General features: G+C 66.0%; 17 protein-coding genes and 2 pseudogenes. 15 read left to right on the top strand and 4 right to left on the bottom strand.

All coding sequences use genetic code 11. The features are described 5' to 3' along the window. Positions 1-119: 119 nt before the first annotated feature. Positions 120-1,502 (bottom strand): annotated as a pseudogene (locus ACQVLG_RS21800) (TIM-barrel domain-containing protein); the annotation flags it as partial. A gap of 539 nt (positions 1,503-2,041) precedes the next feature. On the opposite strand from ACQVLG_RS21800, the gene ACQVLG_RS21795 reads away from it, so the two are divergent. The 8 genes from ACQVLG_RS21795 (at position 2,042) to ACQVLG_RS21760 (ending at position 12,186) form a co-directional block, all read left to right on the top strand. Further along, positions 2,042-3,178, top strand: a complete 1,137-nt coding sequence (locus tag ACQVLG_RS21795) for an AgaS family sugar isomerase (RefSeq protein WP_230538248.1) — start codon at positions 2,042-2,044, stop codon at positions 3,176-3,178. Continuing rightward, positions 3,165-4,127: an ROK family protein gene (locus ACQVLG_RS21790; protein ID WP_474290971.1), complete on the top strand. Its 963-nt coding sequence runs from the start codon at positions 3,165-3,167 to the stop codon at positions 4,125-4,127. The genes ACQVLG_RS21795 and ACQVLG_RS21790 overlap by 14 nt, the downstream gene beginning before the upstream one ends. Continuing rightward, positions 4,127-5,470, top strand: a complete 1,344-nt coding sequence (locus tag ACQVLG_RS21785; protein ID WP_474295750.1) for a D-tagatose-bisphosphate aldolase, class II, non-catalytic subunit — start codon at positions 4,127-4,129, stop codon at positions 5,468-5,470. The genes ACQVLG_RS21790 and ACQVLG_RS21785 overlap by 1 nt, the downstream gene beginning before the upstream one ends. A 35-nt stretch (positions 5,471-5,505) precedes the next feature. Next, positions 5,506-6,273 (top strand): DeoR family transcriptional regulator, encoded by a 768-nt coding sequence (locus ACQVLG_RS21780; RefSeq protein ID WP_070223655.1) that lies wholly within the window; start codon positions 5,506-5,508, stop codon positions 6,271-6,273. A gap of 3 nt (positions 6,274-6,276) precedes the next feature. After that, on the top strand, positions 6,277-7,371 hold the full coding sequence (locus ACQVLG_RS21775; RefSeq protein ID WP_474290970.1) for an N-acetylglucosamine-6-phosphate deacetylase: 1,095 nt from the start codon (positions 6,277-6,279) through the stop codon (positions 7,369-7,371). A gap of 50 nt (positions 7,372-7,421) precedes the next feature. Then, positions 7,422-9,209, top strand: coding sequence for an MFS transporter (locus ACQVLG_RS21770; protein WP_474290969.1), 1,788 nt, complete (start codon positions 7,422-7,424; stop codon positions 9,207-9,209). Between the two features lie 210 nt (positions 9,210-9,419). Further along, positions 9,420-10,820, top strand: a complete 1,401-nt coding sequence (locus ACQVLG_RS21765; protein WP_474290968.1) for an amino acid permease — start codon at positions 9,420-9,422, stop codon at positions 10,818-10,820. Between the two features lie 76 nt (positions 10,821-10,896). Beyond that, positions 10,897-12,186: a DUF445 domain-containing protein gene (locus tag ACQVLG_RS21760; RefSeq protein ID WP_474290967.1), complete on the top strand. Its 1,290-nt coding sequence runs from the start codon at positions 10,897-10,899 to the stop codon at positions 12,184-12,186. Positions 12,187-12,220: 34 nt separating this feature from the next. On the opposite strand, the gene ACQVLG_RS21755 is transcribed toward ACQVLG_RS21760, so the two are convergent. The 3 genes and pseudogenes from ACQVLG_RS21755 to ACQVLG_RS21745 form a co-directional block, all read right to left on the bottom strand. Continuing rightward, positions 12,221-12,439 (bottom strand): hypothetical protein, encoded by a 219-nt coding sequence (locus ACQVLG_RS21755; protein WP_474290966.1) that lies wholly within the window; start codon positions 12,437-12,439, stop codon positions 12,221-12,223. Next, positions 12,432-12,956, bottom strand: coding sequence for a methyl-accepting chemotaxis protein (locus ACQVLG_RS21750; RefSeq protein WP_474290965.1), 525 nt, complete (start codon positions 12,954-12,956; stop codon positions 12,432-12,434). The genes ACQVLG_RS21755 and ACQVLG_RS21750 overlap by 8 nt, the downstream gene beginning before the upstream one ends. A 196-nt stretch (positions 12,957-13,152) precedes the next feature. Then, positions 13,153-13,872 (bottom strand): annotated as a pseudogene (locus ACQVLG_RS21745) (PAS domain-containing protein); the annotation flags it as partial. Between the two features lie 483 nt (positions 13,873-14,355). Between ACQVLG_RS21745 and ACQVLG_RS21740 the strand changes: the two are divergent. The 7 genes from ACQVLG_RS21740 to ACQVLG_RS21710 all read left to right on the top strand — a co-directional run bounded on the left by ACQVLG_RS21740 (position 14,356) and on the right by ACQVLG_RS21710 (position 23,493). Further along, positions 14,356-15,054 (top strand): GGDEF domain-containing protein, encoded by a 699-nt coding sequence (locus ACQVLG_RS21740; RefSeq protein WP_474290964.1) that lies wholly within the window; start codon positions 14,356-14,358, stop codon positions 15,052-15,054. Then, positions 15,051-15,260, top strand: coding sequence for a GGDEF domain-containing protein (locus tag ACQVLG_RS21735; RefSeq protein ID WP_474290963.1), 210 nt, complete (start codon positions 15,051-15,053; stop codon positions 15,258-15,260). Before ACQVLG_RS21740 ends, ACQVLG_RS21735 begins: the two co-directional genes overlap by 4 nt. 57 nt (positions 15,261-15,317) lie before the next feature. Further along, positions 15,318-15,821 (top strand): chemotaxis protein CheW, encoded by a 504-nt coding sequence (locus ACQVLG_RS21730; RefSeq protein WP_474290962.1) that lies wholly within the window; start codon positions 15,318-15,320, stop codon positions 15,819-15,821. Positions 15,822-15,870: 49 nt separating this feature from the next. Next, positions 15,871-16,929, top strand: coding sequence for an HD-GYP domain-containing protein (locus ACQVLG_RS21725; RefSeq protein WP_474290961.1), 1,059 nt, complete (start codon positions 15,871-15,873; stop codon positions 16,927-16,929). Between the two features lie 14 nt (positions 16,930-16,943). Next, a complete protein-coding gene (locus ACQVLG_RS21720) occupies positions 16,944-18,086 on the top strand; it encodes an FIST signal transduction protein (RefSeq protein WP_474290960.1) in 1,143 nt (380 codons plus the stop codon). After that, positions 18,083-21,625: a response regulator gene (locus ACQVLG_RS21715; protein WP_474290959.1), complete on the top strand. Its 3,543-nt coding sequence runs from the start codon at positions 18,083-18,085 to the stop codon at positions 21,623-21,625. Before ACQVLG_RS21720 ends, ACQVLG_RS21715 begins: the two co-directional genes overlap by 4 nt. Positions 21,626-21,687: 62 nt before the next feature. Next, positions 21,688-23,493 (top strand): PHA/PHB synthase family protein, encoded by a 1,806-nt coding sequence (locus ACQVLG_RS21710; protein WP_474290958.1) that lies wholly within the window; start codon positions 21,688-21,690, stop codon positions 23,491-23,493. The last annotated feature ends 48 nt before the right edge of the window (positions 23,494-23,541 follow it).

Raw genomic sequence — 23,541 nt, 5'->3', positions numbered from 1 at the left:
CAGCAGGAATTGATATTTATACGCTTCCGTGTAGGCGCCGGGTCTTGCGGGTAATCCCACATCAGGCCGCGCACCAGCGGCGCGCCAGATTGTTCCGCTTCGCGCACGAGGGTATACATATACGGCGTGAGGCGCATCTTGAGTTTCAGATAGCGGCGGTTGATGTCGCGGTACGGTTCATCGAACCACCACGGGTGCTTGCGCTCGGCCGCGGCCCAGCCGGACATCCCCATCAGCACGGGCGTAAAGCTTTTCCACTGCAAGTCGCGCAGATAGGTTTCCGGGCTGCCGCCGAAGATGCCATCCACGTCGCCGGACGCATACGCCTGGCCGGACAGGCCCGAGCCGATCAGGGTCGGAATGTGCCAGCGGATGTAATCCCAACTGGCGCTCTGGTCGCCCGTCCACGCCACGGCGTAGCGCTGGATGCCGGCCCAGCCCATCACCGTCCACAAAAACGGGCGGCTGTCGGAGTTGTTCAGGATGCCGTCGTAGGCCGACTTGTTCGCATCCATGGCAAACTGGTAGCCCTTGCCCGTCCACGCCACGTCCAGCTTTTGCACGCGGCTGCCCGCCTGGCCCACTTCCCAGGCGATCTTGTCGACGCCGTTTTCCGTCCACAGGCCCGTGCGGAAGCCATAGCCGGCCAGGCCCTTCACCGTTTCCGGCAAGTTCGTGTAGCCGCAGCCATAGCCGTCGTTGGGCAGGATCCAGCCGCCCGGCATGTCGTGGTCTCGGTACTGGCGCGCGACGCTTTCCACCACGTCCGGCGTCTTGCCGGTGGGGCCGTCCGTCCAGCCCTTCGGCACGGAACCGGGCTTTTTCACGTTGTCGCCATCGTTGTAGCAGTCGGCGTCGCCGTATTCGAGCGCCCAGCGCGGCAGCATGCGCGCGCGGCCCGTCAAGTCCGTGTAGCGGGCGACGACGTCGCGCAAGTCCTTGCCGACGAAGAAATACGCATCGAAGCGCCCTTCCGCGTGCTGCAGCGAGATCTGTTCCTTGTCGCGCAAATCGTAATTGCCGTCGGACCAGGTATTGCGCAGCATGCCCCAGCCCCGTGAACTCATCAAAAATGGCGCGGGATTCGGACGGTCGCCCTCTTCCCAGCCGCCCGAATACGACACGGGCACCTGCTTGCCCTTGAATTCGAAGCGCCCATTCTGCTGGCCGCCGCCGAAATAGCGCTCACCCGGCAGGCTCGACAGCACCTGCACGCCCTGCTTGTCGTCGAGCGACAGCGGCTGCACTTCGCGCCACAGCGGCACTGCGTCGCCCTTGCGGTACAAGGTAAAGCGCAGGGGCTTGCGGTCGATGCGCAGGCTCAGGGCTTCGGTGCCGATCAGGATATGGTCGGCCTGCTCGCTGATCTCATATGCCACCTGCGCGGCCGGCTGGCCCACGACGATGGGCGCGGCCTTGTCGCCCGCTCCCGTCAAACCGGCCTTGCCGCCCGCCTGAATGCGCAGCACGTCCGCCTGCGGCAGGCTGATACGCAGCTGCATGCCCGTGTCGCTGCGCAGATCCCAGCCCAGCGCCTCGCCCTTGGCCACGTCGGCCGCACGCACGGCACTCAGGCTTGTCAGATTGCCGATGGGCGCGGCCTGCAAGCCAGGGACAGCCAGGGTGGCAAGGGCGGCGAGGACACAGGCGGCAAGGGCGCGGCGGGGAAGCGGGAGAGGTTTCATCTGCTGGCTTTCAGAAGTGATTCAATGAAATTACTTTAAGAAGAAAAATAAACATCGTCAACAAAAAGAAAGTTAAAGCAGCAATTTATTAATAAAACGCCCAGAATTGACGCATTTTTCTTACGTTTCACCAAAATGTCACAAAACATACTTTCGTTATCGTCGCATTTCAGCGACAGGCGGCAGCACGACTGTGTTTCATGCGGCACCGCAACATGATTTCGGTCCAGAAAAACACCAATACGACGACATTATTTCGCAAGCTGCAAAACAATTTACTTTCGTTTTACTTTCGTATTTGACTTTTCGAAATTTAGTATTTATGCTTTCTCCAACAAACACTTTACTGACACTCCATGACTACCCTTCTTCAGCGTGACATTCAAACCTGGCGCGACATCGGCGGCCTGCACACGGCCGAGGAAATCGCCCACCAGCCGGCCATCTGGCGCGCGCTGGCCGGCATTTTGCGCAACGAGCAAGCCAGCCTGGCCGCCTTCCTGGGCGACGCGCTGTCCAATCCCGCGCAGCGCGTCATCCTGACGGGCGCCGGCAGCTCGGCGTATGTGGGCGAAATCGTCGTCGACACCTTGAATGCGGCCTGGCCCGCGCAGATCCGCGCCATCGCCACCACCACCCTGCTGACGCACCACGAGCTGTACCTGGAAGCGGATGCGCCCACCCTGCTCGTCTCGTTTGCCCGCAGCGGCGACAGCCCGGAAAGCCTGGCGGCCGTGGAACTGCTGCGCCAGGTCGTGCCCGGCGCGCGCTTTTTAAATATCACCTGCAACGCGGACGGCAAGCTGGCGCGCCAGGGCGCCAACGACAGCAGTACCTTTAACCTGCTGATGCCGGAAGGCAGCTGCGACCGCGGCTTCGCCATGACCAGCAGCTTTAGCAGCATGCTGCTGGCGGCCCTGTCGGTCCTGGGCAAGGACGTCGACGTGGCGCGCCTGGAGAGCCTGGCGCAGCTGGGCGAACAAGCCTTGCGCGACTGGTCGGCTCCCGTGGCAGAGCTGGGATCAACACCCGTGCAGCGCGTCGTCTACCTGGGCAGCGGTCCGCTGGAAGCGCTGGCCAAGGAAGCGGCATTGAAAATCCTGGAATTGACGGGCGGTCGCGTGATGGCGATGGCGAATACCGCGCTGGGCTTCCGCCACGGCCCGAAATCGGCCGTCACCACGGAGTCCCTGGTGATCCTGCTGCGCAGCAGCAAACCCTTGGCGCGCCAGTATGAAGACGATCTATTGAAAGAACTGCAGCGCGACAGCGTGGCGCAGGCGTGCCTGACGGTAGGCATCGGCGGCGACCTGTCAGCCGACGCTCCGGCCTGGCCCGACGCCTGGCTGGCCCCGCTGTGGCTGCTGATGGCGCAACAATATGCGCTGCACCAGTCCGCGCTGCTGCAACTGCGCCCCGACAATCCATTCGCCGGCGGCATCGTCAACCGTGTCGTGCAGGGCGTCACCATCTATGGCCATGACCAATTCTAATCACACGGCCGGCTACCACGGCATCGACATCGGAGGCAGCAAGATGGAGCTGGTCGCCTTTGCCGACCGCGACGGCGCGCTGGCCGAGGTGTTCCGCGAACGGGTGGCCACGCCGGGCGACGATTTTAGCGCCTTCGTGCAAGCGATCGTCGACTTGGTGGCGCGCGGCGACGCCGCCCTGGGTACGACGGCGCCCGTCGGCATCGGCTTGCCCGGCGTGATCGACAGCGCCAGCGGCCGCCAGCTCAGTTCCAACGTGCCGGCCCTGAACGGCCGCCTGGTGGCGCAAACCCTGCAGCAAGCCTTGCAACGCCCTGTCGCCATCGGCAACGATTGCCAGTGCTTCGCCCTGTCGGAAGCGCAAGGCGGCGCGGCCGACCATGCCGCCAGCATGTTCGGCGCCATCCTCGGCACGGGCGCGGGCGGCGGCTATTGCGTGGGCGGCCAGCTGCTGCGCGGCTTGAACGGCGTGGCCGGCGAATGGGGCCACTGGAGCCTGCCCGCCACCCTGCTGGCGCAGCATGGCTTGACCGAATACCCGTGCCCGTGCGGCAAGGCGGGCTGCCTGGAGCGCTATGTCTCCGGCCCCGCCATGAGCAAGTTATATGCGCATTTCGGCGGCGAAGGCACAGAACCGCTGGCCACGCTGGCCATCGTGGCACGCGCCAACATGGGCGACGCCGTGGCGCAGCGCACGGTGGCCGTGCACCTCGACGTGCTGGGTCACGCGCTGGCCGGCCTGGTGCTGGCCTACGACCCGCACGTCATCGTGCTCGGTGGCGGCCTGTCCAAGCTGCCGCACCTGTACGACAAGCTGCCGGCGGCCGTCAGGCGCCATTTATTCCCCGGCGTGCACGTGCCGCCCATCCTGCCGCCCCGCTTTGGCGACGCCGGCGGCGCGCGCGGCGCGGCCCTTTTGATACGACAACATATAAAGGCGTCAACATGATGAAGCAAGCGGAAAACCCGACTTTTACCCTGTCGCCCATCCAGCAAGTGATCAAGGCGCACCGCCGCGGCGAGCGCGTTGGCTTGTACGCCGTCTGCTGCAGCCATCCGAGCGTGCTGCGCGCCGCCATGCGCGTGGCCAGCGAATACGACACCGTGCTGCTGGTCGAGGCGACGTCGAACCAGGTCGACCAGTTCGGCGGCTACACGGGCATGACACCAAACGTTTTCCGCGACACCATGCTGGCGCTGGCCCGCGAACAGGGCTTCCCCGCCAGCCGCCTGGTGCTGGGCGGCGACCACCTGGGTCCGAACGCCTGGCAGCACCTCGATGCGGCTACCGCCATGGATCACGCCGAAACGCTGATCGCCGCGTATGCGTCGGCCGGCTTCCATAAAATCCACCTCGATTGCAGCATGCGCTGTGCCGACGACCCCCTGCAGCTCGATGATGAAACCGTGGCCGCCCGTTCGGCGCGCCTGTGCATCGTCGCCGAAGCGGCGGCGGCCGCCGCCGGCTTCGCGCCGCCCGTCTACGTGATCGGCACGGAAGTGCCGATTCCCGGCGGCGAAGCGTCCTTGGCGCAGGCCGGCGCCGTCACCAGCCCACAGGCCGCGCGCCGCACCCTCGACGTGCATTGCCGCGCCTTCCTCGACAACGGCCTGCACGACGCATGGCGCCGCGTCATCGCCATGGTGGTGCAGCCGGGCGTCGATTTCGACCAGAGCAGCATCCAGCACTACGATGCGGATGCCGCCGCCGAGCTGTCGGCCTTCGTCGCCGAGCAGCCCGGCCTCGTGTTCGAAGCCCATTCCACCGACTACCAGCGCGAATCGGCCCTGCACGCCATGGTGCGCGACCATTTCGCCATCCTGAAAGTGGGCCCGGCCGCCACCTTCGCCCTGCGCGAGGCGCTGTTCGCCCTGTGCCAGATCGAGGAAGAACTGCTGCCGGCGCACGCCACCTCGCAGCTGATGCAGGTGCTCGACGACGTGATGGTGGCCAAGCCGAAGAACTGGATCAAGCATTACCTGGGCACGCCGGACGAGCAGCGCCTGATGCGCCGCTACGGCTTGAGCGACCGTTGCCGCTATTACTGGGGCGAGCCGGAAGTGGCGGCCGCCGTCGGCAAGCTGCTGGCCAACCTGGACGCCGCGGCGATTCCGCTGCCGCTGCTGAGCCAGCATTTGCCGGAACAGTATCTGGCCGTGGTGCAGGGCAGCCTGGAAGCCGAGGCGCCGGCCTTGATCGAGCACAAGATCGGCAGCTTGCTGGCGCAATATGCGCGCGCCTGCAACCGCAATGCGGCAGTGGCCGCCATTGCCGAAGCGGCAATCTGTTAAGCTCGGTATTTTCATTTTTTACTGAGCCCGCCACCATGCGAAATACCAGCCAACGCCGTGAATCCATCCTCCAAATGCTTGCCCAGCAGGGCTCGGTGCAGGTGACCGATCTGGTGGAAAAGCTCGGCGTGTCCGCGGTCACCATCCGCAGCGACTTGAATGCGCTGGAAGCGCAAGGCATGGCCACGCGCAGCCACGGCGGCGCGACCCTGACGCGCACGCCGCCGCCCGAGCACACGATACGCCAGAAGGATGCCATCAACCACGAGCAGAAGGAGCGCATCGGCGCGTATGCGGCGCGGCTGGTGGAACCGGGCGACAACATCATCATCGACTCGGGCACCACCACCATCTCGCTGGCGCGCCATCTGCGCGATGCGACTGGCGTGACGGTGGCCACGAATGGCCTGAACATCGCGTGGGAGCTGGCCGACGCTCCCGGCGTGGACCTGATCCTCACGGGCGGCCTGCTGCGCAAGCAGTCGCTGTCAATCCAGGGCAGCCAGGCCGAAACCTGCTTGCAAGCCTACAGCTTCGACAAACTGTTTTTGGGCGTGGACGGCTTCGACCTGCAGTTCGGCGTCACCACCCACCACGAAGCGGAAGCAAGCCTGAACCACAAGATGGTGGAACGGGCGAAGAAAATCATCGTCCTCACGGACGCCTCCAAGTTCGGCCGCGTCAGCCTGCACCGCATCGTGCAACTGGACCGCGTCGATACCGTCATCACCGATGCCAGCATCAGCCAGGAATACCGCGAAGGGCTGCACAAGCTGGGCATCGAACTTTTTATAGCGGAATAACACATGCTGAGCGGCAGAATCCTTACCCCATCTGGCTGGATCACGGGCACCATCACTTTTGACCAGCGCATCGTCCAGATACAAGAAGACCCTGCCGCCGACAGCGCGCTGACCATCCTGCCCGGCTTCATCGACCTGCACGTGCATGGCGCGGCCGGCGTCGACATCATGGAGGCCGGTGACGCGGGCGCCACCGTGGCGCGGGTGCATGCGCGCCACGGCACCACGGCCCTGCTGGGCACCACCCTGACGGCGAAGGAGCCGTCGATCGTGCGCGCCCTGCAAGGGCTGGCCGGCGTCATCGCCGAGCGCCCGGCCAACGGCGCGCGCATGCTGGGCGTGCACCTGGAAGGCCCGTTTTTGAACTTGCACCGCCTGGGCGCGCAGCCGCCCGACGTGGTGCAAGCGAGCCTGGCGCTGGTGCAGCGCTTCCACGCCCTCGCCCCCATCAAGGTGCTCACCATGGCGCCGGAAATCCCCGGCCACCTGGAACTGATCCCGCAACTGGCGGCGATGGGCATCCGCGTGCAGATCGGCCACAGCGCCGGCACGTATGACGAAGGCCTGGCGGCGCTGCAGGCCGGAGTCTCCGGCTTTACCCACCTGTACAACGGCATGACGGGCATGACGCACTACGACCCCGGCATGGTGGGCGCGGCGCTGGCGCATGCCGAATACGCGGAAATCATCCCCGACCTGCAGCACGTGGCCAAGGGCGCCCTGCGCGCGGCCCTGCGCGCCATCCCTCGCCTGTACGGCGTGACGGACGCCACCTCGGCCACCGGCATGCCCGATGGCGAATACGGCCTGGGCACGCAGCGCGTCTACAAATGCCTGGGTTGCGTGCGCCTGGCCACGGGATCGCTGGCCGGCAGCGTACTGACCATGGACCAGGCCCTGCGCAATTTCGTCGAGCTGGGCCTGGACCTGGCCGACGCCTCGAACCGTTTATCGCTGTACCCGGCCGATTACCTGGGCGAATCCGAACGGGGCCGCCTGGCACCCGGCGCCTGGGCCGATATCGTCGTCCTCGATCCCCAATTACAGCCAGTGTCCGTCTTCGTCGAAGGCGCGGCCATCGATCTTTCCACCCGCTAGATTCCGTCTCTAGACCCAGCCCCCAACCTCAACCCCGTCCCGGAGTTACCATGCACGACACGTCACACAAGGCCCCCGTGTGGGCCATGCGCTACCTGCTATTTATTGCCGGCATGGGGGGATTGCTGTACGGCATAGACATCGGCATCATCGCCGGCGCCCTGCCCTACCTGGAATCGACGGCCTCGGTGGCCTGGAAGCTGACGGCCCAGCAGCTGAGCTTTATCGTCGCCGCCGTGCTGCTGGGTTCAGTCCTGTCGTCGCTGTTCGCCGGCGCCCTGGCCGATATCCTGGGCCGGCGCTGGGTGATGTTCCTGGCCGGCGCCCTGTTTAGCGCCAGCATTCCATTGATTGCCCTGGCCGACGGCTACACGCCGCTGCTGCTGGGCCGCCTGCTGCAAGGCATCAGCGGCGGCTTGATCGGCGTCGTCGTGCCCCTGTACCTGGCCGAATGCCTGCCCGCGCAACAGCGTGGACGCGGGGCCGCCCTGTTCCAGTTGCTGCTGACCATCGGCCTGGTGGCCGCCGCCCTGATCGGCCTGCTGCAGGCGCAGACGGTGGAAACGGCCACGCAGGCGGCGCAAGCCTTGCCGGAAGCGGGCCGCATCGCCGCCATTTTTACCGCCAAGGACCACGCCTGGCGCAGCATCTTCTGGGTTTGCCTGACGCCGGGCCTCGTGTTTACCATCGGCGCCCTGCTGCTGGCCGAGTCGCCACGCTGGCTGGCGCAACGGGGCCGCATCGAGCAGGCGCGCCAGTCGCTGCTGCGCACGCGCCTGGCCGCCGCCGCCGACATCGAGTTGCGCGAGATGCTAGACACGCCGGAAAACGCGGCCAAGGCCAGCGGTAAGGCGAAAGACCCGCTGCTGAGCCGCCGCTACGTGCTGCCCTTCCTGCTCGCTTGCCTGATCCTCGCCTGCACGCAGGCGACAGGCATCAATTCCATCCTCGCCTATGTCGTCAATATCCTGAACCAGGCGGGCCTGTCGGGCGCTTCGGCCAACATGGCGGACGTCTTGTTGAAAGTGCTGAACGCCGTGATGACGGTGGTGGCCGTGCTGCTGGTGGACCGCAAGGGCCGCAAATTCCTGCTGATGCTGGGCACGGGCGGTATCGTCGTCTCGCTGCTGGCGGCCGGCCTGCTGTTCCGCGGCGCCGAAGCGCACCTGGCCGACGTGCGCCCCGCCATCGCCGCCCAGGTGCAGCACGACGGTCTGGCCGTGCGCCTCGATGCGGCCACCTTGACGGCCTTGGGCGCGGCGGCCGACGGCACGCCGCAGCAGCTGACCATCGCCTACGCCTATGGCCCCTTTACCAACGTAAAAAGCGTGCGCAGCGACGATCCCGTGCTGCGCCAGGTCAGCATTGCCCGCGAAGACGCCGTGCAGGCCGACAGCGTGATCGGCGTGTTCTTCCGCAAGCTGCACCTGAACCCCTTCGCCGACCCGGCCGCCGGGCGCGAAGCGCCGCTGCGCATCGAGAAGGCCAGCCTGGGCCCCGTGCCCTCGTCCACGCATGGCTGGCTGGTGGCGATTGCCATCTGCGTGTTCGTTTCCAGCTTTGCCGTGGGACCGGGCGTGTGCGTGTGGCTGGCCCTGTCCGAGCTGATGCCGACGCGCATCCGCTCGAACGGCATGAGCATCGCCCTGCTGGTGAACCAGTTCGTCTCGACGGTGATCGCCGCCATCTTCCTGCCCACCGTCGGCTTGCATGGCTATTCGACACTGTTCTTCTTCGGCGCCGGCTGCACCGTGCTGTATTTCCTGGCGGCCGCGTTTTTGCTCCCCGAAACCAAGGGCAAGACGCTGGAAGAGATCGAAGCGCACTTTTCCAGGTAAGCCAAAGTAACCATTTGTAGCAGTCTCCTTTCCAGCCCCGGCCCACATCCGGGGCTGTTTTTTTGCCTGTTTCGCAAGTTGACAGGGCGGGCGCGCACGGCAATGTACGGTTTTCCTTCTGGAATCACGGGCGCGTGGGCTAGAATCTGGCTGCGTCGTGCTACTCACGAGGCGGCAATGGCGCCATGACAAAAACCACCAGGAGACACAGTGAGCTTATTTAGAACCAAGAATTTGGATGACATGATTGCCCACAGCAAGAAGCCGGGAGGCCTGGCCAAGGTGCTGGGACCGTTCGACCTTGTGCTCATGGGCATCGGCGCCATCGTCGGCGGCACCGGCATTTTCGTACTCACCGGCACGGGTGCGCTGACGGCCGGCCCCGCCCTGTCGCTGTCCTTCGTCGTGGCGGCCGTCGCCTGCTGCTTCGCCGCCCTGTGCTATGCGGAATTCGCTTCCACCGTGCCGGTGGCCGGCTCCATCTACACCTACAGCTATGCGACATTGGGCGAGCTGGCCGCCTGGATGATAGGCTGGGACTTGCTGCTCGAGTACGGGCTGGCCGCGGCCGCCGTCTCCGTCGGCTGGTCCGGCTATTTCCAGTCGCTGCTGTCGGGCTTTGGCATCGCCCTGCCCGTGGCCCTGACGGCCGCGCCGGGCGCCCTGCCCGGCGTGACGACCTTCATCAACCTGCCGGCCCTCGTCATCATGCTGCTGCTGACGGCCATGCTGGGCTGGGGCGTGCGCGAATCGGCGCGCCTGAACAACATCATGGTGGCCATCAAGGTGGGCGTGGTGCTGCTGTTCATCATCTTCGGCGCGCGCCACGTGCAGCCGGCCAACTGGCAGCCCTACATGCCGTTCGGCTACCACGGCATGCTGAGCGCCGCCGCCCTCGTGTTCTTCGCCTTCATCGGCTTCGACGCCGTCACCTCGGCCGCCGAGGAAGTCAAGAAGCCGTCGCGCGACCTGCCGATCGGCATCATCGGTTCGCTGGCCGTGTGCGCCGTACTGTACGTGGTGGTCTCGGCCATCATGACGGGCATCGTGCCGTACCAGAAATTCCTCGGCGTCGACCATCCCGTCTCGCTGGCCCTGCAGTATGCGGGCGAAAACTGGATCGCCGGCTTCGTCGACCTGGGCGCCATCCTCGGCATGACCACCGTGATCCTGGTGATGGCCTTCGGCCAGACACGCATCATCTTCGCCATGTCGCGCGACGGCTTGCTGCCCAAGCGCCTGTCCACCGTGCACCCGCGCTTCCACACGCCATTCTTCGCCACCTGGCTGGTCGGCATCGTCTTCGGCCTGATCGCCGCCACGATCCCGCTCAACATCCTCGCCGAGCTGATCAACATCGGCACCCTGGCCGCCTTCACCATGGTGTCGATTGCCGTGGTGGTGCTGCGCAAGAAGCGTCCCGACTTGCCGCGCGCCTTCCGCTGCCCCGGCGTGCCGTTCGTGCCGGCGCTGGCCGTGATCCTGTGCGTGGGCCTGATGAGCTTCCTCAGCTGGGTCACCTGGATGGCCTTTACCATCTGGCTGGTGATCGGTCTGGCCATCTACTTCGGCTACGCGCGCCGCCGTTCGCTGCTGCACCCGCAGCAGTAAAAAGTCCCGTGCAGCGACACATCCTGTCGCTGCCGCAGTTAAGATGGCGGTCTCGCAACCCTGCAGGCCGCCATCCATGCAACCATCCCCAGACCTCATCGCACAGCTGGACCAGAGCACGGACCAGCTCAAGCGCGCGCGCCTGCGCAACATGCAGTGGCTGGCCGCCGGCTTGCTGCTGCTGGCCGCGCTGGTCTTCGCCGTGGCCCGCTCGCAAAGGGGGGGCCGCCACCCCGCCTGGGGCTATGCGGAAGCGTTTGCCGAAGCGGCCATGGTGGGCGCGATCGCCGACTGGTTCGCCGTCGTGGCCCTGTTCCGCCACCCGCTGGGCATCCCCCTGTGGCATACGGCCATCATCCCGAACAGCAAGGCGGACATCGGCCGCAGCCTGGGCGCCTTCGTGGAAAACCATTTCATTACCGAACAAGGCATCGCCGAGCGCATCGCGCAAGCCGATCCCGCCGCCCGCCTGGGCGCCTGGCTCCGTGAGGAGGCCCACGCGCGGCAGCTGGGCATGACCGGTGCCGGCGTGGCGAAACAGCTGCTGGCGATGGCCGACCATGAGCAGCTGGGGCGCCTGCTGCGCGAACAGGCCAGCGGCTACTTGGGCCAGCTGAATGTATCGGACGTGGCGGCCGATTGCATCGATGCGCTGATCGCCGATGGCAAGCCGCAGGAACTGCTGGACTTCCTGCTCGACCGCAGTGCCGCCTACCTGGACGACGAGGCGCACCACACGGCCATCGGCGACTTCGTGCTGGGCGCCTTCCAGATCGAAAACGCGCTGGTCAAGAAAGCCGTAAAGGCGTATGAGCCGCGCATGATCGCCTCGCTGCAAAAATTCGCCCTGACCGTGCGCATCGACCCGACCCACCCGCTGCGCCAGCGCATCGCCGGCTGGATCGCCGACAGCGCGCTGCACCTGAAAGCCGACCCGCAGTGGCAGGAAACGGTGCGCCGCTACCAGCTGCAGCTGATCGCCAGCGACACGGTGCAAGCCATGCTGGGCGAGCTGTGGGACGCCATCCGCGCGCGCGTGCTGGCCGACCTGCACGCCGACGCCCCCGTGCTGGCGCAAGCGATTGCCGGCCTGGCGCGCAACACGGGCCAGGTGCTGGGCGAGGACAAGGCGGCGCGGGCATGGCTGAACGACGCCATCGTCGCCGGCAGCGGCTCGCTGGTACGGCGCTACCGGGGCGAGGTGGGCGCCTTCATCGCCGCCCGCCTGGACTCGTGGAGCAAGGATGAAATGAGCGAGCGCATCGAACTGGCCATCGGGCGCGACCTGCAATTCATCCGCATCAACGGCACCATCGTGGGCGGCCTGGCCGGCTTGCTGATTTACTCCGTCAGCCAGGCGGTGTAAGCGGGCTTTTCCAGCGCCAGCGCCTGCCGCGGCATCACGCCAGCTGCGGTTTCAACAGGCTCGTCACTGATAACTGCTTGCGCGGCGCGGCAGCCCTGGCTGCCGGCCGGGCCGCCACGCCGGCCGCCACGCTGCGCACCAGCTGGAAGGAATCGACCAGCGTCGCCAGTTGCACGGCCTGCTGCTGCATGCCGGCCGCGGCGGCGGCGGCCTGCTCGACCAGGGCCGCATTTTGCTGCGTCACGTCATCCATCTGCGTGATGGCCTGGTTGATTTGTTCGATACCCTCGCTCTGCTCCTGGCTGGCCGCCGTAATGTCCGCCATGTAGCCGGCCACCTGGCGCACCGACTGACTGCTCGATATCGCCCATCGTCTTGCCGGCGTCCTGCACCAGCCGGCTGCCCGCCCCCACCTTGTCCACCGAATCGCCGATCAGCACCTTGATTTCCTTGGCCGCCTGTGCCGAGCGGTGCGCCAGGCTGCGCACCTCGGACGCCACCACGGCAAAGCCGCGCCCCTGCTCCCCGGCCCGCGCCGCCTCGACAGCCGCATTCAGGGCCAGGATATTCGTCTGGAAGGCGATGCCGTCGATCACGCCGATGATGTCGACGATCTTGCGCGAGCTGTCCTGGATCGAGCCCATGGTGGCAATCACCTGCGACATGGCTTGCTCGCCCTTGTGCGCGGTCTCGGAGGCGGTGCTGACGAGGCGGTTCGCCTCGCGCGCATTGTCGGCATTCTGCCTGACCGTGCCGGTCAGTTCTTCCATGGACGACGCCGTCTCTTCCAGCGCGCTGGCCTGCGACTCCGTGCGCCGCGACAGGTTCGCATTGCCTGCGGCGATTTCCTCCGCGCGCGCGGCCCACTACGCCCGTCGATTCCTTGATTTGCCCGACCAGCAGCTTGACGTTCGTCTGCAGGACGCGCAGCGCCTGCGCCACCGCCGTCAATTCGTCGTTGCCGCTGGCGCTGATGCTGCCCGACAGGTCGCCCGCGCTCATGCGCTCGATATCGCCGCGCATGCGCTCCAGCGGCGCCACGGCCGCGCGCTGCAAGGTGTAGCCGCCGGCCGCGCACGACACCACGCCGCAGAGAGTGCTGAACAGCATCGGCATGCCGGCGTGTCCCGACGCCACGTAGGAGATGGCCGGCGCGGCAACGAACAGCAGCGCCAGCGAGCCGAACACGAGGGACATCCGGGCGCGCAGCGTCAGCTGCGCCAGCGGGTTCAGGCGACGCAGGACCGAGCGGTGCATGGCCACGCCTTCGCGCACTTCCAGCGTCGTGCTGCCTTGCTTGATGGCCTGGTATGCCTGCTCGGCGGCGGCCACCTGTTCCCGGCTGGGTTTCACGCGGATCGAGGTGTAGCCCACCATCTGGCCGTTTTCCAGCATCGGCGCGGCATTCGCTTCCACCCAGTAGTAATCGCCATTCTTGCAGCGGTTCTTGACCATGCCCGTCCATGCCTTGCCGCTCTTGATGGTGCGCCAGAAGTCGGCGAAGGCCTCGGCCGGCATATCCGGATGGCGCACGATGTTTTGCGGCGCGCCGATCAGCTCCTCGGCCGAAAAGCCGCTGATATCGATGAAATCCTGGTTGACATAGGTGATGTTGCCCTTCAGGTCAGTCTTCGATACCACCGTCTGACCATCATGAAGCACATATTCCCTGTTCGTTACCGGCATATTTGTACGCATTTCTGTCTCCCTATCCTACACAAGCGAATGGCGGCGCCACCCGAAAAGAAGCGGGCTCGCGCCCTGGTCTGAACAACACTGCTCTTTCCTGCACAGATCCTGACAAGTGGCGAGAGGCGCCTTGCCAACAACTTGCCTCTATTTGCCCTCTTTTTGATTTAAATCAAATTCATTTTGCTCCATGATTTAACCAATTACAACATTTAAATGAAAATTTAAACGAATTTGTCATTTTTGAAATGGTGACAAATGGATAGATTTTCGTCTCGACAGAGGAAAAATACGGCGCCACGAGGTAATATCGCCAACAAGACGGCAGTTGCGCGGCAAACACAAATCATTAAAATCATGAAATTCATTGCATTCTATTTTATTTGAGGTATGATGATTGACATGGGAAAACAAAAACGATGCGACGACATCGTCACTTTCGCCACCCGGGAAATCCGCACCTATGTAGGGGAGATACGCATGAACAAAGTCCTGGCCTTGCGCTTGCTCGACGCAGCAGAAGACGCCGCCGTCATCATCGACGCCGCTTCACGCATCCAGTATGCGAACGACGCCATGTATGCGCTGAGCGGCTATGCGCAGGGCAGCCTGGCGGGCCGGCAGATCGAGGCGCTGCTGCCGGACGCCGTGCGCGAGCAGCATGGCGCGCAGATCGGCGCCTATCTGGCCGGCGAAAAGAAGTCCAGGGTACTCGGGCACAAACGCCATTTCGCCATTCGCCACCACGACGGCTCCATGCTGCCCATCGTGCTCAAGGCCATGGACCTGGGCAAGCTCGGCGACGAGAACTACATGGGCGCCTTTTTCATCGACCAGCGCCGCGAGCGCACGCTCGAACAGCAGAATGCGGCCCGCTGGCAGCAGTTGCAGCGCATCGCCCTGAGCGACCCGCTGACCCATCTGCCCAACCGCCGCGCCTTCGAGGTCGAAGCCGTGCGTGCCGCCGCGCGGGCCCGGCGCGCCCACAGCCCACTGGCCATCGGCATCGCCGACATCGACTTCTTCAAACACGTCAACGACCAGCATGGCCATGCCGCCGGCGATGCCGTCCTGCAAGCCATCGCCGCCGTGTTCCAGTTCCAGGCGCGGGCCTCGGACGTCGTCGCCCGCGTGGGCGGCGAGGAATTCGGTTTCCTGTTCCCGCATACGAACACATGAGCATGGCCTGCCAGGTGGCCGAACGCATCCGCCGCGCCGTGGAAGAGACGCATTTCGAGTTCGGCAAGCTGTCCATTCCGGTGACCATCAGCATCGGCCTGGCGCCGCTGCCCGAGAACGGCGACTGGAAGGCGGGCTTCATGCAAGCCGACGCCGCGCTGTACCAGGCCAAGAACAATGGCCGCAACCGCATCGAGCAAGCCTGAGTACCCGGCCATTTCCGCCGTTTCATTCACCCCGCAGCACCTGACAGGAGCAAGCACATGGAAACCATCACGACACATGCCGCAGCAGCGAGCCAGCTGGCGCAAGCGGACGCCCGGGAATTGCTGGTCTTCGGACTCGGCAAGGAGGAATATGCGATCGACATCGGCCTGGTGCAGGAAATCCGCGGCTACGGCGCCGTCACCCGCATCGCCAACGCACCCGCCTTCCTCAAGGGCTTCATCCACCTGCGCGGCAGCATCGTGCCGCTGGTCGACCTGCGCATCGCGCTGGGCCAGGCCGAACCCGCTTACGACGCCTCGACCGTGGTGATCATCCTGATCTTCGCGCATGGCGCCACCGGCATCGTGGTCGACCGCGTGGCCGACGTGGTGCCGCTGGCGCCGGCGCAGATCAAGCCGCCGCCGCAGCTGCACGGCTCGGCCATGGCCGGCCACGTGACGGCCATCGGCGCCCTGGACGAGCGCATGCTGATCGTGCTCGACATGGATAGCCTGCTGTCGGGCATGGGCATGCACGCCGGCGGAAAACTGGCGGCCTGAGCCAGCCACCAGCCCCGCCACCACCCGAACCCGCCCCGCCGGAGACACCATGAGCATCCTGATCGTCGATGACAACGATACCAATCTGAGCCTGCTGGCGACCCTGGCGCGCAAGGCCAGCGCCGCCGAACCGGTCTGCATGAACGATCCCATCGACGCGCTGTACTGGTGCGAATCGAACGTGCCGGACCTGGTCTTGCTCGATTACCGGATGCCCAGCCTGTCCGGCAATGAATTCCTCAGCATTTTCCGCAAGATGCCGGGCATGGCCAACATCGCCATCATCATGGTGACCACCGAGAACGACCGCGCCGTGCGCAAGCAAGCCTTTTCGCTGGGCGTGACGGAGTTTCTCACCAAACCCATCGACACCATCGAGTTCAGTTTGCGCGTACGCAACCTGCTGGCCCTGCGCACGGCGCAAACCATGCTGGCCGACCGCGCCAAGCTGCTCGAACACGAAGTGGCCGAGGCCATCGCCAACGTCACCGCCAGAGAGATGGAACTGGTCGCGCGCCTGGCGCGGGCGGCCGAATTCCGCGATCCCGAAACGGGCGGCCACATCATGCGCATGGCCCGCTACTCGGAGCTGATCGCCAGGGAACTGGGTCTCGACGCGCAATGGCAGGACCTGCTGCTCAAGGCGGCGCCCATGCACGACGTGGGCAAGCTGGCCACGCCCGACCATATCCTGCTCAAGCCGGGGCGGCTGGATCCCGAGGAAATGGCCATCATGCGCCAGCATGCGGAAATCGGCGGCCAGATCCTCGCCGGCAGCGATTCGCCGCTGATCCGCCTGGCCGAGGAAATCGCCTGCGGCCACCACGAGAAATACGACGGCAGCGGCTATCCGCGCGGCCTGGCGGGCGACCAGATACCGCTGTCGGCGCGCATCGTGGCCGTGGCCGACGTCTTCGACGCACTGAGCTCGGAGCGCCCGTACAAGCCCGCCTGGCCTTTGGCCCAGGCGCGCCAGTTCCTGCAAGAGAACAAGGGCAGCCATTTCTGCCCGCGCTGCATCGACGCCTTCCTGGGCGCCTGGAACGACGTGCTCGCCATCCGCGACAGCCTGCCCGACCCCATCCATCACCACGCCCACCCACTGTAAGCGAGGAACCTGCCATGCGCGTGCAACAACTGATCCTGAAAAACCATGCCGACCTCGATGCCGCCCTGGCCCCCCTGGCCGCCATGCAACCGCAGCTGGTGCTGGCCTTTGGCGCCTGCGCCTACTTTGCCACTCCCGAGCTGACGGCGGCGCTGCGCCGCCAGATGCCCGGCGCCGTCATCGCCGGCTGTTCCACGGCCGGGGAGATCGCCGGCAAGCGCGTCTACGACGACAGCTGCGTCATCACCGCCATCGGCTTCGAGCACACGACGGTGGTCATCGCCGACGCCATCATCTGCGACATGGCCGATTCGCACGACACGGGCGAGCGCCTGGCGCAGGCGCTGCCGCAGGACGGCCTGGCGGCCGTTTTCATGCTGGGCACGGGCGTGGCCATCAATGGCAGCGCCCTCATCGCCGGCTTGCAGGCCAACCTGCCGCCGGGCGTGACGGTGTCCGGCGGGCTGGCGGCCGACGGCGGCGCCTTCCGCCAGACCTGGACCCTGGGTCCGCGCGGCGCGGCCGACAACACCATCGTCGCCGTCGGCCTGTACGGCGAGCGCATCCGTCTCGGCTACGGCAGCCATGCGGGCTGGGAAGCGTTCGGTCCGGCGCGCAAGGTGACGCGCTGCGTCGACAATGTGCTGTATGGCCTGGACGGCGCGCGCGCACTCGACATTTACAAGCTGTACCTGGGCGACTATGCGCGCGACCTGCCCGGCTCGGGGCTGCTGTTCCCCTTTGAAATGCTGACGGCCGCGCACGAAAAAAGCAATGTCTTCCGCACCATCCTCGCCGTCGACGAGGAACAGGGTTCGCTGACCCTGGCCGGCGACATCCTCGCCGACGGGTACCTGAAACTGATGCATTCGAGCACCAACAGGCTGATCGACGGGGCAGAAACGGCCGCGCGCGGCGTCCAGGCCCACGCCGACGCGGCGGGCGACCAGCTGGCCCTGCTGGTCAGCTGCGTGGGGCGCAAGCTGGTCATGGGCGACCGGGTCGAGGAAGAGGTCGAAGCCGTGGCCGACCTGCTGGGCGGCGCGGCCTGCATCGCCGGTTTTTATTCCAACGGCGAAATCGGCATCGCCCAGCCGCATGGCACCTGCCAGCTGCATAACCAGACGATGACCGTCACCGTCCTGAGCGAAGCATGAACCGCACCCTCGCCCGCCAATTGAACCGCGTCTGCAATATCGACTCGGAAAGCGCCTGCGCCGCCTTGCTGGAACAGGCGCAGACACTGAGCGCGCAGGCCGGCACGCCGCCCGAACTGGCCGCTTTCCTGGCTGGCCTGCCGGCCCTGCTGCTGCGCATCGACAGCGCCTACGACCAGTCCGAACGCGACCTGGATCTGCGCTCGCGCAGCCTGGAACTGAGTTCGACGGAACTGAGCATGACCAACGACCTGCTGCGCACGGAACTGGCCAGCCGCAACCGCGTGATCCAGTCGCTGCGCGTGGCGGCCGTGCGCCTGCTCGACAACGACGATTCCGGCCTGCGCCTGCCGCAGGAAAGCGACATCGAAGGCCTGTCGGTGCTGCTGGCCGAACTGGTGGCGCAGCAGGAACTGCGCCGCATCGAACTGCAGAACCAGCGCTTTGCGATGGACCAGCACGCCATTGTCAGCATCACCGACACGAGCGGCGCCATCATTTACGTCAACGACAAGTTCTGCGCCATCAGCGGCTTCGCGCGCGAAGAGCTGGTCGGCCAGACGCACCGCCTGATCAACTCGCACACGCATGCGGACGCCTTCTTTGCGCAGATGTGGCAGACCATTACCGCCGGCCAGGTCTGGCATGGCGAAATCTGCAACCATGCCAAGGATGGCGGCCAATACTGGGTGGACGCCACCATCGTGCCCTTCCTCGATGCGGCCGGCAAGCCATACCAGTACATCGCCATCCGCACGGAAATCAGCGAGAGCAAGCGCATGGCCGAGACCATCGCGAAAAGCGAGCGCGAATACCGCAACGTCGTCAACAGCCTCAATGAAGTGGTCTTCCGCACCGACTTGAACGGCGCCTGGACCTTCCTGAACCCCGCCTGGCACACCATCACCGGTTTTTCCATCGCCGACAGCCTGGGCAAGCGTATCCTGCAATTCGTCGATGTGCGTGACCGCGAGCGCGCCGCCGCCGGCCTGGCCCAGCTGCTGGACGGCCAGGTGGACAGCATGCGCCATGAAGCGCGCTACGTCACCAGCGATGGCAACGTGCGCTGGATCGACGTGTGCGCACGCGCCGAACGCGACGGCCTGGGGCGCCTGGCCGGCATCACCGGCAGCCTCACCGACATCACCGAGCGGCGCCTGGCGGCGCGCGAGCTGCGGCACAACCTCAATTTCGTCGACGCACTGATCGAAACCATCCCTATCCCCTTGTACCTGAAGGACGTACAGGGCCGCTACCTGCGCGCCAACCGCGCCTTCTGCGCCTTCTTCCAGCTCGCGCAAGCGGATATCCTGGGCATGACGGCGGCCGACATCCTGCCGCCGCAGGAAGCGCAGCTGGTGGCGCGGCAGGACCTGCGCCTGATGCTCGACAAGGGCAACCAGACGTATGAAGACCGGCTGACCGCCGGCACGCGGCAGGTCGACGTGCTGTTCAGCAAGGCAACCCTGCTGAAGTCCGACGGCAGCCTGCACGGCCTGGTGGGCACCCTGGTCGACATTTCCAGCCAAAAGGCGGCCGAACGGGCCCTGTTGCTGGCCAAGGAAGCGGCCGAGTCGGCCAGCCGCTCGAAGAGCGAATTCCTGGCCAACATGAGCCATGAAATCCGCACGCCGATGAATGGCATCCTGGGCATGACGGACCTGGTGCTCGATTCCGAGCTCGATGGCCACCAGCGCAAGTACCTGGAAATCGTCAAGGCCTCGGCCGACGCCCTGCTGTGCATCATCAACGACATCCTCGATTTCTCGAAGATCGAGGCGGGCATGCTGACGCTGGAAAGCATCCCCTTCGACCTGCGCCAGCTGATGCAGGAAACCATGCGCGCCCACGCCATGCGGGCGCAGGCCAGCGGGCTGGAACTGGTGCTCGACATCGATCCGGCGCTGCCGCAAACCTTGCTGGGCGACCCGGGCCGCCTGCGCCAGGTGCTGACCAACCTGGCGGGCAACGCCATCAAGTTCACGCCGCGCGGCGAGGTGGTCGTCAGCGCCAGGCAGCGTGCCGGCGGCAACGGCATGGTCCGGCTGCAGCTGGACGTGCGCGACACCGGCATCGGCATTGCCGCCGACATGCAGGAGGCCGTCTTCGACGCCTTCCAGCAGGAAGACGGGTCGACCACGCGGCGCTTCGGCGGCACGGGACTGGGCCTGTCGATCACGCGCCGCCTGGTGACGATGATGAAAGGCAGTATCAGCCTGTCGAGCGAACTGGGCAAGGGCAGCTGCTTCACCGTCGACCTGGCCCTGCCCGTCGGCGAGCAGCAGCCCTTGCTGCCGCCGCCCGGCGCTTCGCTGGCGGGACGCAGCATCCTGCTGGTCGACGACAACCCCAGCAACCTGACCATCCTGCGCAGGATCTTCGAGCATTGCGGCGCCAGCGTCACCGCCTGCGAGTCGGGCGAGGCGGCGCTCGACGGCTGCCGCACCAGCTTGCCCGCGGGCTGCATCATCATGGACTGCGCCATGCCCGGCATGAATGGTTTCGACACGGCAGCGGCCCTGGCCGCCCTGCCCCACTGGAGCCAGGTGCCCATCGTCATGCTGTCGTCCAGCGGCAGCCTGGGCGACGCGGCACGCTGCCGCGAACTGGGCATCGACGGCTACCTGCTCAAGCCTGCCAGCCCCGAGGAACTGCTGGCCATCACCGCGGGCGTGCTGGGCACGTGCCGCGGCATGCCCGGCGCCGCCCCCGCCGCAGCGCCCCAGTGCGTGCGCGCAGACACGCCCGGCCTGGACATCCTGCTGGTCGAGGACAACGCCATGAACCGCGAACTGGCCACCGTGCTGCTGTCGAATGCGGGGCACCGGGTCACGCATGCGGCAAACGGCCGCATCGCCCTCGAATGCCAGGCGGCGGCCCATTTCGACCTGATCCTGATGGACCTGCAGATGCCGGAAATGGGCGGTTTCGACGCCACCGCGCAGATACGCGCGCGCGAAGCGCAGGGCATGCCGAAGAGCGTCATCATCGCCATGACGGCCAGCGCCTTCGAAGGCGACCGCGAACGCTGCATCGCCGCCGGCATGGACGACTACCTGTCCAAGCCGTTCCGCACGGCCGCCTTCCAGAGCCTGATCGAACAGCATGTATTGCGAATAAGCAAGCAACCACCGGCCCTGGCGCCGGCCATGAGCGTGCCGGCAAGGAACGGCGCGCCGCGCTTCGACTATGCCGCCGCGCTGGCCGACGCCGACGCCGACGTGCTCGGCATCATCGGCGCATCGTTCCTGGCCGGCTTGCCGGGGCAGCTGGCGGCCATGCGCGCGGCCCTGCAGGCAGGGGAGCGGCCCAGCGCGAGCCGGCAAGCCCATACCCTGGCCGGCTTGCTGGCCAACTTCCATGCGGCTCCCGCCGTCGCCATCGCCGCCGCCATCGAGCGCGAAGCGGCAAATGCTCCGCAGGCGGCGCTGCTGGCGCGGCTCGATGCGCTGGAGGAGCAAGTGCGGCTGTTTGTGCAGGACACCGGCGCGGCCATCCCGGCGGCAGGCTGCCTGCTGCACGCATCCGGCCAAACTTGATGTAGATCATAATTTTTTGAACAAGCTCTTGCTATCCTGTAAAAAAATGACGGGAGTCCTGGATGAGCAAGACGCAGCCGAGCAAGGCGGAGCACAACGTTGAACATGAGCGCCTGGGCAGCGCCTGGCAAGGCGTGCCGGTGCCCGACTATCCGGAAAGCGCGCCCGAGGGCGCCACCCTGGATCTGCTGCTGAACGCCTGGCTGGGCAAGTTTACGGGCGGTATTTCGCCGGCCGCGCTGGGCAACGCCTATGCCGACTGGCTCAGCCACCTGGCGCTGGCGCCATCGAAACAGCAAGCGCTGCTGCAGGAAGCGTGGAAAAAGATCGGCCGCTGGCAACAGTACGCCATGCAAGCTGCGCTGCCGGGTGCACCCTTCGGGCCGCCATGCATCGCGCCGCTGCCGCAGGACCGCCGCTTCGAGGACGCGGCCTGGCAGCGCTGGCCCTACAACCTGGTCTACCAGGGCTTCTTGCTGCAGCAGCAATGGTGGCACCGTGCCACCACGGGCGTGCGCGGCGTGGCGCCCCATCATGAAGATGTCGTCACGTTTACCGTGCGCCAGTGGCTCGACATGCTGGCGCCGTCGAACTTCCTGCTGACCAATCCCGTGGTGCAGCAGGCAACCCTGGAAAGCGGCGGCGCCAACCTGGCGCGCGGCATGGCCCACGCGGCCGAGGACTGGCAGCGCGCCGCCATGGGCGTGCATGCGCCCGACCAGCGCACCTATCAGGTGGGCGTCAACGTGGCCGTCACGCCGGGCAAGGTGGTCTACCGCAACGACTTGATCGAATTGATCCAGTACGCTCCCGCGACCGCCACGGTGCATGCCACGCCGCTGCTGTTCGTGCCCGCCTGGATCATGAAGTTCTATATTCTCGACCTGTCGCCGCACAATTCGCTGGTGCGCTACCTGGTGCAGCAAGGCCACACGGTGTTCATGATTTCCTGGAAAAACCCCACCGAGGAAGACCGCGAGCTGTCGCTGGAAGACTACCGCCAGCTGGGCGTGATGGACGCGCTCGACGCCGTTGCCCGCCTCACGGGCGCGCCGCAGGTGCACGCGGCCGGCTACTGCCTGGGCGGCACCCTGCTGTCGATCGCCGCCGCCACGATGGCGCGCGACGGCGACACGCGTCTGGCCAGCCTCACCATGCTCGCCTCGCAGGTCGATTTCAAGGAACCGGGCGAACTGTCGCTGTTCATCGACGACAGCCAGGTCAGCTTCCTGGAAGCGGCAATGTGGAAGCAGGGCTACCTCGATACGAAGCAGATGGCGGGCGCCTTCCAGCTGCTGCGTTCAAACGACCTGATCTGGTCGCGCCGGCTGCGCCACTACCTGCTGGGACTCGACGAGCAGGACAGCGACCTGATGGCCTGGAATGCGGACGCCACGCGCATGCCCTGCCGCATGCACTCGAAATACCTGCGCCGCCTGTTCCTGCACAACGACCTGGCCGAAGGGCGCTACCGCACGGCGGGCCGCCACATCGCCCTGCCCGACATCGACGCGCCCATCTTCGCCGTCGGCACCCTGACGGACCACGTGGCGCCGTGGCGCTCCGTGTACAAGCTGCAGCTGCTGACCGACACGGACGTCACCTTTTTACTCACGTCGGGCGGCCACAATGCGGGCGTGGTCTCGCCGCCGGGCCAGCCGCGCCGCAGCTACCAGCTGGCCACGCACCGCCACGACGCGCCCTACATCGACGCAGACAGCTGGCAGCGCGACGTGCCGCACCATGAGGGCTCGTGGTGGCCGGCCTGGCAAGCTTGGCTGGCAGAACGCGCGGGCGCGCAGGCGGCGCCGCCGGCCATGGGGGCTGCCCTGGGCGACGCGCCGGGCAGCTACGTGCTGCAGACCTGAGAACCGACAACCGACAACCGAGGAAAACGCCATGCCCTACACTACCCT

Source organism: Janthinobacterium sp. TPC_1 (assembly GCF_056037845.1).
The sequence above is the reverse complement of the archived record's forward strand: the minus strand, read 5'-3'. Positions and strand labels throughout refer to the sequence as shown.

What these genes read in the sequence shown, in the direction of transcription:
- ACQVLG_RS21795 (WP_230538248.1), top strand. Translation starts at nt 2,042, where the DNA reads ATGACTACCCTTCTTCAGCGTGACATTCAAACCTGGCGCGACATCGGC.
- ACQVLG_RS21790 (WP_474290971.1), top strand. Translation starts at nt 3,165, where the DNA reads ATGACCAATTCTAATCACACGGCCGGCTACCACGGCATCGACATCGGA.
- ACQVLG_RS21785 (WP_474295750.1), top strand. Translation starts at nt 4,127, where the DNA reads ATGAAGCAAGCGGAAAACCCGACTTTTACCCTGTCGCCCATCCAGCAA.
- ACQVLG_RS21780 (WP_070223655.1), top strand. Translation starts at nt 5,506, where the DNA reads ATGCGAAATACCAGCCAACGCCGTGAATCCATCCTCCAAATGCTTGCC.
- ACQVLG_RS21775 (WP_474290970.1), top strand. Translation starts at nt 6,277, where the DNA reads ATGCTGAGCGGCAGAATCCTTACCCCATCTGGCTGGATCACGGGCACC.
- ACQVLG_RS21770 (WP_474290969.1), top strand. Translation starts at nt 7,422, where the DNA reads ATGCACGACACGTCACACAAGGCCCCCGTGTGGGCCATGCGCTACCTG.
- ACQVLG_RS21760 (WP_474290967.1), top strand. Translation starts at nt 10,897, where the DNA reads ATGCAACCATCCCCAGACCTCATCGCACAGCTGGACCAGAGCACGGAC.
- ACQVLG_RS21755 (WP_474290966.1), bottom strand. Translation starts at nt 12,439, where the DNA reads ATGGATGACGTGACGCAGCAAAATGCGGCCCTGGTCGAGCAGGCCGCC.
- ACQVLG_RS21750 (WP_474290965.1), bottom strand. Translation starts at nt 12,956, where the DNA reads ATGGAAGAACTGACCGGCACGGTCAGGCAGAATGCCGACAATGCGCGC.
- ACQVLG_RS21740 (WP_474290964.1), top strand. Translation starts at nt 14,356, where the DNA reads ATGAACAAAGTCCTGGCCTTGCGCTTGCTCGACGCAGCAGAAGACGCC.
- ACQVLG_RS21735 (WP_474290963.1), top strand. Translation starts at nt 15,051, where the DNA reads ATGAGCATGGCCTGCCAGGTGGCCGAACGCATCCGCCGCGCCGTGGAA.
- ACQVLG_RS21730 (WP_474290962.1), top strand. Translation starts at nt 15,318, where the DNA reads ATGGAAACCATCACGACACATGCCGCAGCAGCGAGCCAGCTGGCGCAA.
- ACQVLG_RS21725 (WP_474290961.1), top strand. Translation starts at nt 15,871, where the DNA reads ATGAGCATCCTGATCGTCGATGACAACGATACCAATCTGAGCCTGCTG.
- ACQVLG_RS21720 (WP_474290960.1), top strand. Translation starts at nt 16,944, where the DNA reads ATGCGCGTGCAACAACTGATCCTGAAAAACCATGCCGACCTCGATGCC.
- ACQVLG_RS21715 (WP_474290959.1), top strand. Translation starts at nt 18,083, where the DNA reads ATGAACCGCACCCTCGCCCGCCAATTGAACCGCGTCTGCAATATCGAC.
- ACQVLG_RS21710 (WP_474290958.1), top strand. Translation starts at nt 21,688, where the DNA reads ATGAGCAAGACGCAGCCGAGCAAGGCGGAGCACAACGTTGAACATGAG.